Raw genomic sequence first — 11,639 nt, 5'->3', positions numbered from 1 at the left:
ATGAGCGAAGCCGCACTCGCCGAAGCCCTCCCCGCCCCATCGGTCATCCTCCAGCTGCTCGGCCGCCTCGGCGTGCCCTGCCGCGAACTGCCCGACGACGACCAGCTGCCCAGCGCCCGCCGCGTGCAGGCGAGCCTGCTGGAAGACTCGGTGGGCACCCTGCTGGTGCTCTTCCCGCAGAACCAGCTGCTGGACCTCAACCGCCTGACCGAGCTGACCGGGCGCAAGCTGCTGGCGATCAAGCCGGAGCGCCTGGAGCGCATGCTCGGCAAGCACCAGCTCAGCCGCCTGCCGGCGCTGCCGCCGCTGACCAGCTCGCCCTGCCTGTACGACGAGCGCCTGCTGCAGGAGCCGCAGCTGCTGATCGAATCCGGCAACCCCGGCACCCTGCTGGAGATCGCCACCGGCGACTTCCGCCAGGTGCTGGAGAAGGCCAGCGCGGCGCGCTTCGGCGTGCCCCTGGAGCAGATCCGGCCGAACCTCGACCGCCCCAACGACGATCGCGCCGAGATCACCCAGGCGGTGCAGGCCTTCACCGCGCGGCGCATCCAGCAGCGCCTGGAAGAGACCATCGAGATCCCGCCGCTGCCCAAGACCGCGCAGAAGATCATCAAGCTGCGGGTGGACCCCAACGCCACCGTGGACGACATCACCGGCGTGGTCGAGACCGACCCGGCGCTGGCCGCCCAGGTGGTCAGTTGGGCCGCCTCGCCCTACTACGCCGCGCCCGGCAAGATCCGCTCGGTGGAAGACGCCATCGTCCGCGTGCTGGGTTTCGACCTGGTGATCAACCTGGCCCTCGGCCTGGCCCTGGGCAAGACCCTGAGCCTGCCCAAGGACCAGCCGCAGCACGCCACGCCCTACTGGCAGCAGGCGATCTACACCGCCGCGGTGATCGAGGGCCTGACCCGCGCCGTGCCCCGCGCCGAGCGCCCGGAAGCCGGCCTGACCTACCTCGGCGGGCTGCTGCACAGCATCGGCTACCTGGTCCTGGCGCACATCTTCCCGCCGCACTTCTCGCTGATCTGCCGCCACCTGGAGGTCAACCCGCACGTGCCGCACAACCTCGTCGAGCAGCACCTGCTGGGCATCACCCGCGAGCAGATCGGCGCCTGGCTGATGCGCGCCTGGGACATGCCCGAAGAGATCTACACCGCGCTGCGCTTCCAGCACGACCCGGACTACGCCGGCCCCAATGCCGCCTACGCCAACCTGGTGTGCCTGGCCACCCGCCTGCTGCGCCAGAACGGCATCGGCAGCGGCCCGCAGCAGGGCGTGCCGCAAGCCCTGCTCGACCGCCTGGACATCCCCCGGGAAAGGGCCGAGGACGCGGTGCGCAAGGTACTGGACGCCGAAGCCGTGCTGCGCGAGCTGGCCTCGCAGATGAACAGCCCGCACTGATCTGGCTGCGGGCAGACCTGTAGGAGCGGGCCCTCCGGCAAACACAAGACCCGTAGGATGGCGTTGAGCGAAGCGATACCCATCGCCACGACCGCATGGGTTTCGCCAAGGCTCAACCCATCCTACGAAAAGCGCCTTGGCGCAGCCGGCAAGACAGGGAATGCCGCGGGTGGCGCAGCGTAGGAGCGGATCTCATCCGCGATCCGCGCCGATATGTCCGGCTATCGCGGACAAGGTCCGCTCCTACAAGGAGAATGCCATGCATCCCAGCGAACTGTAGGAGCGGGCCCTGCCCGCGATTTCGCGCGCAGGGCGCGCTCCTACATGGGGACGGTGTGGGTGGCGCAGCGTAGGAGCGGATCTCATCCGCGAATCGCGCAGATATGTCCGTCCGGCTATCGCGGACAAGGTCCGCTCCTACATGAGGAATGCCGTGCCTCGCGGGACAAGGGCAGCCTCAGGCCGCTTCCTTCTCCACCGCCTTGGCCGCGGCCTTCTTCTTCGGCTTGAGGTACTTCACCAGGCCCTGGAACCAGATCACCAGCGCCGGGTTGCCCTGGATCTGGATGTCCTTGCTCTGGATGCCCTGCATGAAGGCCAGTTGCGGGTTCTTCGAGGTGAGGGTGGCGAAGCCGTAGGCGCTGTCGCGGAAGCCGATGGCGAAGGCCGGCTGCGGGTGCACGCCGCGGCGGGCGCTGACGCGTTGGTCGCGGACGATGTAGTGGCGGGCGACCTTGCCGTCCAGGCTGTGCAGCTGGAACACCAGGTCCTTGCCTTCGAGCTGCTGGCGGAAGGCCGGGTTGTCGCGCGAGGACTTGGCCATCATACGGCCGAGGAACCACAACAGAAGACGGAATTTCATGCACAGACCTCGGCGTTCGAGACAAATGACTGCGCATTGTAGCGATTAGCCGAAAGGACTACATCCGTACTTTCGAAGGGAAATGTAACTGCGGGAGTAGCCCGGAGCCGCTCTGGCTCCGGGGCTGGGAACAGCCTTAGTTGACGGCGTCCTTCAGGGCCTTGCCCGGCTTGAAGGCAACGGTGTTGCTGGCCTTGATCTTCACCGGCTGGCCGGTCTGCGGGTTCTTGCCGGTGCGGGCGCCACGGTGGCGCTGGATGAAGGTGCCGAAACCAACGAGGGTGACGCTGTCTTTGCGGTTCAGCGCGCCGGTGATCTCATCCAGCAGCGCGTTCAGCACCTTGTTGGCTTGTTCTTTGGTGAGGTCGGCCTTCTCGGCGATCGCGGCGGCGAGTTCTGGTTTACGCATAGATGCCTCTTTGACGGTTTGTTGTTTTTGTGTCCGTGCTGTCTTCCCAACAGCGCCTAAGGCACCGCGGCCCAGGCCCTACAGGCTCTAGGCTGCGGCAGACGGGGGGAGGATGGCACGCCGCAGGCTGGTACGCCAGTATCGTCTGACAATTTGCGGATACATTCCCACGACAGAAGCGCCATAACCGAGGACTTTCAAGCCAGAAGTGCCGGCAACTCCTTGTTCAGCGAGAGTTTTTCGCTGACCGCCGCGCCGGTCAGGGCGTATCCGAGCAAGCGACCGGCGGTATCCCGGCACAGCACCTTGAGGTCCGCGCCAGAGCCTTCCACGAGCCATTGGCCATCGCTGCCGCGGGGCGGCGGCGAGACCACCAGCGGGCACACCGGGGTCTTCACGGTGACCGGCATGGGGCCGTAGGACACCGCTGTCGGCTTGCCCGCCAGGGTCTGGGCCAGGGCGCGGGCGCAGCTCATCAGCGGCATCACGTACAGCAGGTTGAGGCCGTCGACCTCGGCGCAGTCGCCCAGGGCGTAGATGTTGGCGTGGGAGGTGCGCAGCTCGCGGTTCACCACCACGCCGCGGTTGACCTCCAGGCCCGACTCGGCGGCCAGGTCGATGCGCGGGCGCAGGCCGACGGCCGAGACCACCAGGTCGCAGGGGATCACCTGGCCATCCGACAGGTGCGCCTCCAGGCTCTCACCGGCGCGCTCCAGGCGGTTGAGCACCGGACCCAGGTGGAAGCGCACGCCCAGGCCTTCCAGGCCGGCCTGCACGGCCGCCGCGGCGGCGGGGTGCAGTAGGCCGGGCATGACCTGCTCGCAGGGGGCGACCACGTCGACCTGGTAGCCGCCGGCGGACAGGTCGTTGGCGAACTCGCAGCCGATCAGGCCGGCGCCCAGCAGCAGCACGCGGCGCTTGCCGGCGGCCGCGGCGCGGAAGCGCGCGTAGTCCTCCAGGTCGTTGATCGGGAAGATGGCGTCCAGGGCATCGCCCTGCACCGGCACGCGGATCGTCTCGGCGCCCCAGGCCAGCACCAGGTCGCGGTACTCGACCTGTTCCTCGCCGATCCAGATGCGCTTGTGCCCCGGGTCGATGCCGGTGACGCGGGTGTGGGTGAGGATGCGCGCCTTCAGTTGCTCGGCCATGGCGCCCGGCTCGGCCATGGCCAGGCCGTCGGCGTCCTTGTCCTTGGAGAAGCCGGTGGAGAGCATCGGCTTGGAGTAGGAGCGGCCGTCGTCGGCGGTGATCAGCAGCAGCGGGGTCTGCGCATCCAGCTTGCGCCATTCGCGCGCCAGGTTGTAGCCGGCCAGGCCGGTGCCGATGATCACCAGCGGTGCGTTCTCGCTCATTGGATTCTCCACATCGAACGGGACCGAGCGGCTTGGCCGGCTCGGTGGAATTCAGGGTTTCGCGGGGCCTGTCAGGCGATCTCGATCATCTCGAAGTCGATCTTGCCCACGCCGCAGTCGGGGCAGACCCAGTCGGCGGGAATGTCTTCCCAGCGGGTACCGGGGGCGATGCCCTCCTCGGGCAGGCCGAGGGCCTCGTCGTAGATGAAGCCACAGACCACGCATTGCCATTTGCGCATCGTCGAACCTCCTGCGGGTTGCCAGGGCAACCTAGCGCACTTTTCCGCCCCCCGCCAAGGGCAGGGTTGCCGGCGCCCGGCGGCAGCCCGGCCAAGCGCGCGAAGCGCTCAAGCACGGGGCCGGACACGAAAACGGCGGCCACTGGCCGCCGCTCGCAGGGATGCCGGGACGGCTCAGCCGATCTCGATCATCTCGAAGTCCAGCTTGCCGACGCCGCAGTCCGGGCACAGCCAGTCCTCGGGCACGTCTTCCCAGCGGGTACCCGCTGCGATGCCTTCTTCCGGCCAGCCTTGGGATTCGTCATAGATGAGTCCGCAGACTACGCATTGCCACTTTTTCATTGTCTACCCCTCGGGCGGGTTACCACGGTTGCGGCCGCACGCTAACGCAATTCCCGGCGTGCGCCAAGACGCCATCGGGCGGTTGGGCGGGCGTTGGGGGCCAACCAAAGATGGGTGGTGCGTGGGTGGGGGTTGGCTTGCTCGCGAACGGTGTTCTGCCGGCTGGGATCGGTGCGCGTCCGGAAGAGCCCCTCTCCCCAGCCCTCTCCCTGAAGGGAGAGGGGGCTAGCCCGTGCCGAGAGAAGGAATGGTTTCAGCCGGAAACTGCAGAGCTGCCGGCTGACTCTGAAATATCCGAGCACGCCGAACGGTCCCCTCTCCCTTCAGGGAGAGGGTTAGGGAGAGGGAGCGGAGTCACAGCAGGACACCGAAGCCTCAGGTGAGCACCGTTCGCGAGCAAGCTCGCTCCTACAGGGGCAGCCTCAGTGCTACGCCTTGTACCGCAAGCGCCAGGCATGCAGCAGCGGCTCGGTATAGCCACTGGGCTGCTCGCGGCCCTTGAACACCAGGTCGCTGGCCGCCTGGAAGGCCGCCGAACCCTGGTAGTCCGCAGCCATCGGGCGGTAGGCCGGATCCCCCGCATTCTGCTGGTCGACCACCTTGGCCATGCGCTCCAGGGTTTCGCGCACCTGAGCCTCGCCGACCACGCCGTGGTGCAGCCAGTTGGCGATGTGCTGGCTGGAGATGCGCAGCGTTGCGCGGTCTTCCATCAGGCCGACGTCATGGATGTCCGGCACCTTGGAGCAGCCCACACCCTGTTCAACCCAGCGCACCACGTAGCCGAGGATGCCCTGGCAGTTGTTGTCCAGCTCTTCCTGGCGCGCCTCGGCGCTCCAGTCGGCGGACGCGGCCACTGGAATCGTCAGCAGGTCGTCGAGCAGTTCGTCGCGCACGCTGGCCAGGTCGACCTTCTGCAGCTCGCCCTGTACCGCCTGCACGTCCACCTGGTGGTAGTGCAGCGCGTGCAGGGTGGCGGCGGTGGGCGACGGCACCCAGGCGGTGGTGGCGCCGGATTTCGGGTGGCCGATCTTCTGTTCCAGCATGGCCGCCATCAGGTCCGGCATGGCCCACATGCCCTTGCCGATCTGCGCGCGGCCGCGCAGGCCGCAGGCCAGGCCGACCAGCACGTTGTTGCGCTCGTAGGCGGCGATCCACTTGGTGCCCTTCATGTCGCCCTTGCGCAGCATCGGGCCGGCTTCCATGGCGCTGTGCATCTCGTCGCCGGTGCGGTCGAGGAAGCCGGTGTTGATGAACACCACCCGCGCCGCGGCGGCGCCGATGCAGGCCTGGAGGTTGACGCTGGTGCGCCGCTCCTCGTCCATGATGCCCATCTTCAGGGTGTTGCGCGGCAGGCCGAGGGCGTCCTCGACACGGCCGAACAGTTCGTCGGCGAAGGCCACTTCGGCGGGGCCGTGCATCTTCGGCTTGACGATGTAGACGCTGCCGGTGCGCGAGTTGCCCTTGCGCTGCAGGTCGTGGATGGCGACCAGGCCGGTGAGCACCGCATCCATGATGCCTTCGGGGATTTCCGCGCCGCTCTCGTCGAGGATCGCCGGGGTGGTCATCAGGTGGCCGACGTTGCGGATGAACAGCAGCGAGCGGCCGTGCAGGGTCAGGCTGGAACCGTCGGCGGCGGTGTACTGGCGGTCCGGGCTCATGCGCCGGACGAAGCTCTGGCCACCCTTCTCCACCGCTTCGCTGAGGTCACCCTTCATCAGGCCCAGCAGGTTGCGGTAGACCAGGGTCTTGTCCTCGGCATCCACCGCGGCCACCGAGTCCTCGCAGTCGAGGATGGTGCTCAGCGCGGCCTCGACCAGCACGTCCTTCACCCCGGCGGCGTCGGTCTGGCCGATGGGGCTGGTGGGGTCGATCTGGATCTCGAAGTGCAGGCCGTTGTTCTTCAGCAGCACGGCCTTGGGCGACAGCGGCTCGCCCTGGTAGCCGACGAATTTCGCCGGCTCGGCCAGGCCGCTGACGCTGCCGTCCTCCAGGGTCACGCGCAGTTGGCCCTGCTCGATGCGGTAGGCGCTGGCGTCGGCGTGGCTGCCCTGGGCCAGGGGCGCGGCCTGGTCGAGGAAGGCGCGGGCGAAGGCGATGACCTTCTCGCCGCGGCGCGGGTTGTAGCCCTTGCCCTTCTCGGCGCCGTCGTCTTCGCTGATGGCGTCGGTGCCGTAGAGCGCGTCGTACAGCGAGCCCCAGCGGGCGTTGGCGGCGTTCAGCGCGTAGCGGGCGTTCATCACCGGCACCACCAGCTGCGGGCCGGCCTGCCGGGTGATCTCGCTGTCGACGTTGGCGGTGCTGGCCTGCACGGCGGCGGGCGCCGGCAGCAGGTAGCCGATGGATTCGAGGAAGGCGCGGTAGGCCGGCATGTCCTGGATCGGGCCCGGGTGGGCGCGGTGCCAGTTGTCCAACTCGGTCTGCAGGCGGTCGCGCTCGGCGAGCAGCGCGCGGTTCTTCGGCGCCAGCTCGTGGACCAGGGCGTCGAAGCCCTTCCAGAAGGCCTCGGCCTGCACGCCGGTGCCCGGCAGGGCTTCTTCCTCGATGAAGCGTTGCAGCACGTCGGCGACCTGCAGGCGCTGGCGGGTGATTCGTTGGGTCATCGCAAGGTTCTCCTGTGTTTCGTCGAGTGCTTAGAGCGCGGCCACGCCGGCCTTGGCCACCTGGGCATCCTGCGCGGCCTGCACGCCGGAGACACCCACCGCGCCGATCACCTGGCCGTCGTGGATGACCGGCACGCCGCCTTCCAGGGTGCCCTGCAGCACGGGGGCGGAGAGGAAGGCGGTGCGGCCGTTGTTGATCATTTCTTCGTACAGGCGCGTTTCGCGGCGGCCCAGGGCGGCGCTGCGGGCCTTCTCGGTGGCGATGTAGGCGCCGACCGGCGCGCAGCCATCCAGGCGCTCCAGGGCCAGCGGGTGGCCGCCATCGTCCACCACTACGATGGCCACCGCCCATTGGTTGGCCTGGGCCTCGGCGCGGGCGGCGGCGAGGATGCGGGTGACTTCTTGCTGGGTGAGTACGGCTTTGCTTTGCATGGCGTCAGTTTCCGGTGCTGAGGGCGTGGTCGACCAGTTCGATCCAGTGCCGGACGGGGGTGCGCCCGGCGCCGTCGAGGTGGGTCTGGCAGCCGATGTTGGCGGTAGCGATCAGGTCGGGCCGACCGCTTTCCAGGGCGTCCAGCTTGTTGTCGCGCAGCTTGTGCGAGAGCTCCGGCTGGGTCAGTGAATAGGTGCCGGCCGAGCCGCAGCAGAGGTGGCTGTCGGGCACCGCGGTGAGGTTGAAGCCCAGGCGCTTGAGCACCGCCTCGACGGCGCCGCCGAGCTTCTGCGCGTGCTGCAGGGTGCAGGGGCAGTGGAAGGCGAGGGTCTGGTCGCAGTTCAGGCCGAGGCTTTCCAGCGGTTCGGCGCGGATCACTTCCACCAGGTCCTTGGCCAGTTCGCTGACACGCCTGGCCTTGGCCGCGTACTGCGGGTCGTCGCGCAGCAGGTAGCCGTATTCCTTGACGAAGGCGCCGCAGCCGCTGGCGGTCTGCACGATGGCCTCGGCGCCGTTGTCGATGGCCGGCCACCAGGCGTCGATGTTGCGCCGGGCGCGGTCGAGGCCGGTGTCCTGGGCGTTGAGGTGGTAGTCCACGGCGCCGCAGCAGCCGGCCTGGGCCGCCGCGGTGATGCTGATGCCGAGGCGGTCCAGCACCCGCGCGGTGGCCGAATTGGTGTTGGGCGACAGCGCCGGCTGCACGCAGCCTTCGAGCATCAGCACGCGGCGCTTGTGGCGCTGGGCCGGGCGCACGCCGGCCGGGGCGATGGCCCGCGGCAGGTGGCTGCGCAGGGCCACGGGAAGGATCGGCCGCAACGCCTCGCCGGTGTTCACCAGCGCCTTGAACAGCGCCGGGCGTGGCACTATGGCGCGCAGGCCGCCGCGCAGCAGGCGCTCGCCCAGCGGCCGCGGCACGCGCACTTCGATGGCGGCGCGGCCGATGTCCAGCAGCTTGTGGTACTCCACCCCGGAGGGGCAGGTGGTTTCGCAGTTGCGGCAGGTCAGGCAGCGGTCCAGGTGCTCCTGGGTCTTCTCGCTGACCTGGTCCTGTTCGAGGAATTGCTTGATCAGGTAGATGCGCCCGCGCGGGCCGTCCAGTTCGTCGCCCAGCTCCTGGTAGGTCGGGCAGGTGGCGTTGCAGAAGCCGCAGTGCACGCAACTGCGCAGGATGCGTTCGGCTTCCTCGGCGTGGGCCAGGCGTTTGGCCGCTTCGCTCAGGTTGGTCTGCATAGGTCTATCCGCGTCAGAAGTCGGCGTACATGCGCCCGGGGTTGAAGATGCCCTGCGGGTCGAGCTGGCGCTTCAGCGAGCGGTGCAGCTTGAGCAGGGGCGCCGGCAGCGGGTGCAGCGGCTCGTCGACGTGGCCCGGGGTGAAGCAGCTGGCGTGGCCGCCGACGGCGCTCACGGCCTGGCGGATTTCCGCGGCGTTGGCCTCGGACTTCAGCCAGCGCTGCGCGCCGCCCCAGTCCAGCAGCTGCTCGCCGGGCAGCGCCAGCGGCGCGCTGAGCGCCGGCAGCGACAGGCGCCAGAGCGGCCGCGGGTCGCGGAAGAAGTCCAGGCGCTGTTCGCGCAGGTCGTCCCACCAGGCGTCGTCCAGGGCGTCGCCGCCGATGCGGTCGCAGGCGGCGCGCACCGAGCCTTCGTTGCCCTCGAAGCGCAGGAACAGGTGCTCGCCGTCGTGGGCGGCGGCGCTCAGCGGCAGCGGCTGCTGGCCCCATTCGCCGAGGCGCAGCAGGGCGCGCTCAAGGGGGATTGCCTGGCGCAGGCTGATGCGGCAGCGCGGCTTGGGCAGGACCTTGAACGAGGCCTCGGTGATCACGCCCAGGCAACCGAAGCTGCCGGCCAGCAGGCGCGACAGGTCGTAGCCGGCGACGTTCTTCATCACCTCGCCGCCGAAGCGCAGGTGGGTGCCCAGGCCACTGATCAGCCGGGTGCCGAGGACGAAGTCGCGCACCGCGCCAGCCCAGGGCCGGCGCGGGCCGGACAGCCCGGCGGCGAGCATGCCGCCGACCGTGGCGTTTTCCGTGAAGCAGGGCGCCTCGCAGGCGAGCATCTGCCCGGCGCTGTCCAGCGCGGCGTTCAGCTCGCGCAGCGGGGTGCCGGCGCGGGCGGTGATCACCAGTTCGGTGGGGTCGTAGGAGACGATGCCGGTGTGCCCGGCCACGTCCAGCGGGCGGGCCTCCACCCAGCGGCCGAGGAAGGCCTTGCTGGAGCCGCCGCGGATGGCCAGGGCGGTCTTTTCCGCCAGGGCCTGGCGCACCTGTTCGAGCAGCTCGGCGCTGCGGTCGTGGCCGGTCCGGGGGTCGAAGTGCTGTTTGTCCATCAGAAGCGCTCCAGTTCCGGGAACGGCAGTTGGCCGTGGTGGATGTGCATGGCGCCGAACTCGGCGCAGCGGTGCAGGGTCGGGATGTTCTTGCCCGGGTTGAGCAGGCCCTGCGGGTCGAAGGCGGCCTTCACGGCGTGGAACAGGGTCAGCTCGTCGCTGTTGAACTGGGCGCACATCTGGTTGATCTTCTCGCGGCCCACGCCGTGCTCGCCGGTGATGCTGCCGCCCACCGCCACGCAGAGTTCGAGGATCTTCCCGCCCAGGGCTTCGGCGCGTTCCAGTTCGCCGGGGACGTTGGCATCGAAGAGGATCAGCGGGTGCATGTTGCCGTCGCCGGCGTGGAACACGTTGGCCACCCGCAGGCCGTACTCGTCGGACAGCTCGGCGATGCCGTTGAGCACCCGCGGCAGCTCGCGGCGCGGGATGGTGCCGTCCATGCAGTAGTAGTCCGGCGAGATGCGCCCCACCGCCGGGAAGGCGTTCTTGCGCCCGGCCCAGAACTTGGCGCGCTCCTCCTCGTCGCGGGCCAGGCGCACGTCGGTGGCGCCGGCCTTGCGCAGCACGGCGTCGACCAACGCACAGTCCTCGTGCACGTCGGACTCCACGCCGTCCAGCTCGCACAGCAGGATGGCCGCGGCGTCCACCGGGTAGCCGGCGTGGATGAAGTCCTCGGCGGCGCGGATCGACAGGTTGTCCATCATCTCCAGGCCGCCGGGGATGATGCCCTCGGCGATGATGTCGCCCACCGCGCGGCCGGCCTTCTCGACATCGTCGAAGCTGGCCATCAGCACCTTGGCCACCTGCGGCTTGGGCAGCAGCTTGACGGTCACCTCGACCACCACGCCGAGCATGCCCTCGGAGCCGGTGAACAGCGCCAGCAGGTCGAAGCCGGGGCTGTCGAGGGCGTCGGAGCCGAGGGTCAGGCGCTCGCCGTCGACGGTGAGGATTTCCACCTTGAGCAGGTTGTGCACGGTCAGCCCGTACTTCAGGCAGTGCACGCCGCCGGCGTTCTCGGCGACGTTGCCGCCGATGGAACAGGCGATCTGCGACGACGGGTCCGGCGCGTAGTACAGGCCGTGGGGCGCGGCGGCCAGGGAGATGGCCAGGTTGCGCACGCCGGGCTGCACGCGGGCGTAGCGGCCTTCGGGGTTCACTTCGAGGATGCGCTTGAAGCGCGCCATCACCAGCAGCACGCCCTGCTCCAGCGGCAGCGCGCCGCCGGACAGCCCGGTGCCGGCGCCGCGGGCGACCACCGGCACCTGCATGCGGTGGCACAGGCGCAGCAGGCTCTGCACCTGCTCGACGTGTTCGGGCAGCACCACCAGCATCGGCGTGCTGCGGTAGGCGGAGAGGCCGTCGCACTCGTAGGGGCGCAGGTCCTCGGCCTCGTGGAGGATCTCCAGGTCCGGCAGCGCGGCGCGCAGTTCGGCGAGCAGCGCGGCCTTGTCCACCTTCGGCAGTGCGCCGTCGAGGCGCTCATCGTAGAGGATGTTCATCGGGTCTCACACGGTGGTTTTTCTTATGGGTGGCGCCGCCCGGCGGGCCGGGCGGCTGCTGGACTGACGGGTCTCAGGTCGGCGCAGACTGGACCGCCGGGCGGGGCTGCGTCCAGTTGCCGCAGCACTGGTCCTACCAGTTTAGCCCTTGGACTTTCGGCCAAGATGCCGCTCAGCGG

General features: G+C 69.2%; 11 protein-coding genes. 1 reads left to right on the top strand and 10 read right to left on the bottom strand.

Annotation, left to right across the window (positions count from 1 at the left end):
- Window positions 1-1,401 (top strand): aminoacyl-tRNA deacylase and HDOD domain-containing protein, encoded by a 1,401-nt coding sequence (locus RN02_RS13920; protein ID WP_009614164.1) that lies wholly within the window; start codon window positions 1-3, stop codon window positions 1,399-1,401.
- 457 nt (window positions 1,402-1,858) lie between these two features.
- Here RN02_RS13920 and RN02_RS13915 read toward each other — a convergent pair whose 3' ends face one another.
- The 10 genes from RN02_RS13915 to glcD all read right to left on the bottom strand — a co-directional run bounded on the left by RN02_RS13915 (window position 1,859) and on the right by glcD (window position 11,460).
- Window positions 1,859-2,263 carry a helicase gene (locus tag RN02_RS13915; RefSeq protein ID WP_043315001.1) on the bottom strand — a complete coding sequence of 135 codons (405 nt, stop codon included), beginning with the start codon at window positions 2,261-2,263 and terminating at the stop codon, window positions 1,859-1,861.
- A gap of 136 nt (window positions 2,264-2,399) precedes the next feature.
- Window positions 2,400-2,672, bottom strand: a complete 273-nt coding sequence (locus RN02_RS13910; RefSeq protein ID WP_009614168.1) for an HU family DNA-binding protein — start codon at window positions 2,670-2,672, stop codon at window positions 2,400-2,402.
- 197 nt (window positions 2,673-2,869) lie between these two features.
- On the bottom strand, window positions 2,870-4,024 hold the full coding sequence (locus tag RN02_RS13905) for an NAD(P)/FAD-dependent oxidoreductase (protein ID WP_043315000.1): 1,155 nt from the start codon (window positions 4,022-4,024) through the stop codon (window positions 2,870-2,872).
- A gap of 71 nt (window positions 4,025-4,095) precedes the next feature.
- Window positions 4,096-4,263: a rubredoxin gene (locus tag RN02_RS13900; RefSeq protein ID WP_009614171.1), complete on the bottom strand. Its 168-nt coding sequence runs from the start codon at window positions 4,261-4,263 to the stop codon at window positions 4,096-4,098.
- Window positions 4,264-4,437: 174 nt separating this feature from the next.
- On the bottom strand, window positions 4,438-4,605 hold the full coding sequence (locus RN02_RS13895; protein ID WP_009614173.1) for a rubredoxin: 168 nt from the start codon (window positions 4,603-4,605) through the stop codon (window positions 4,438-4,440).
- Between the two features lie 428 nt (window positions 4,606-5,033).
- Window positions 5,034-7,205, bottom strand: coding sequence for a malate synthase G (locus RN02_RS13890; RefSeq protein ID WP_043314999.1), 2,172 nt, complete (start codon window positions 7,203-7,205; stop codon window positions 5,034-5,036).
- A gap of 30 nt (window positions 7,206-7,235) precedes the next feature.
- Window positions 7,236-7,637, bottom strand: coding sequence for a heme-binding protein (locus RN02_RS13885; RefSeq protein ID WP_009614175.1), 402 nt, complete (start codon window positions 7,635-7,637; stop codon window positions 7,236-7,238).
- A 4-nt stretch (window positions 7,638-7,641) separates the two neighbouring features.
- The gene (gene glcF / locus RN02_RS13880) at window positions 7,642-8,868 is read right to left on the bottom strand and encodes a glycolate oxidase subunit GlcF (protein WP_043314998.1); all 1,227 of its coding nucleotides are present in this window, start codon (window positions 8,866-8,868) and stop codon (window positions 7,642-7,644) included.
- A gap of 13 nt (window positions 8,869-8,881) precedes the next feature.
- Window positions 8,882-9,961, bottom strand: a complete 1,080-nt coding sequence (glcE, locus tag RN02_RS13875) for a glycolate oxidase subunit GlcE (RefSeq protein ID WP_043314997.1) — start codon at window positions 9,959-9,961, stop codon at window positions 8,882-8,884.
- Window positions 9,961-11,460, bottom strand: a complete 1,500-nt coding sequence (gene glcD, locus RN02_RS13870; RefSeq protein WP_043314996.1) for a glycolate oxidase subunit GlcD — start codon at window positions 11,458-11,460, stop codon at window positions 9,961-9,963. The genes glcE and glcD overlap by 1 nt, the downstream gene beginning before the upstream one ends.
- Between the last annotated feature and the right edge of the window lie 179 nt (window positions 11,461-11,639).

It is taken from the genome of Pseudomonas sp. PI1, assembly GCF_000812405.1.
In the GTDB taxonomy this organism is placed as follows: Bacteria; Pseudomonadota; Gammaproteobacteria; order Pseudomonadales; family Pseudomonadaceae; genus Pseudomonas; species Pseudomonas citronellolis.
Note: the sequence above shows the minus strand (reverse complement) of the source record. Positions and strands in the feature narration are given on the sequence as shown.

What these genes read in the sequence shown, in the direction of transcription:
- RN02_RS13920 (WP_009614164.1), top strand. Translation starts at nt 1, where the DNA reads ATGAGCGAAGCCGCACTCGCCGAAGCCCTCCCCGCCCCATCGGTCATC.
- RN02_RS13915 (WP_043315001.1), bottom strand. Translation starts at nt 2,263, where the DNA reads ATGAAATTCCGTCTTCTGTTGTGGTTCCTCGGCCGTATGATGGCCAAG.
- RN02_RS13910 (WP_009614168.1), bottom strand. Translation starts at nt 2,672, where the DNA reads ATGCGTAAACCAGAACTCGCCGCCGCGATCGCCGAGAAGGCCGACCTC.
- RN02_RS13905 (WP_043315000.1), bottom strand. Translation starts at nt 4,024, where the DNA reads ATGAGCGAGAACGCACCGCTGGTGATCATCGGCACCGGCCTGGCCGGC.
- RN02_RS13900 (WP_009614171.1), bottom strand. Translation starts at nt 4,263, where the DNA reads ATGCGCAAATGGCAATGCGTGGTCTGTGGCTTCATCTACGACGAGGCC.
- RN02_RS13895 (WP_009614173.1), bottom strand. Translation starts at nt 4,605, where the DNA reads ATGAAAAAGTGGCAATGCGTAGTCTGCGGACTCATCTATGACGAATCC.
- RN02_RS13890 (WP_043314999.1), bottom strand. Translation starts at nt 7,205, where the DNA reads ATGACCCAACGAATCACCCGCCAGCGCCTGCAGGTCGCCGACGTGCTG.
- RN02_RS13885 (WP_009614175.1), bottom strand. Translation starts at nt 7,637, where the DNA reads ATGCAAAGCAAAGCCGTACTCACCCAGCAAGAAGTCACCCGCATCCTC.
- glcF (WP_043314998.1), bottom strand. Translation starts at nt 8,868, where the DNA reads ATGCAGACCAACCTGAGCGAAGCGGCCAAACGCCTGGCCCACGCCGAG.
- glcE (WP_043314997.1), bottom strand. Translation starts at nt 9,961, where the DNA reads ATGGACAAACAGCACTTCGACCCCCGGACCGGCCACGACCGCAGCGCC.
- glcD (WP_043314996.1), bottom strand. Translation starts at nt 11,460, where the DNA reads ATGAACATCCTCTACGATGAGCGCCTCGACGGCGCACTGCCGAAGGTG.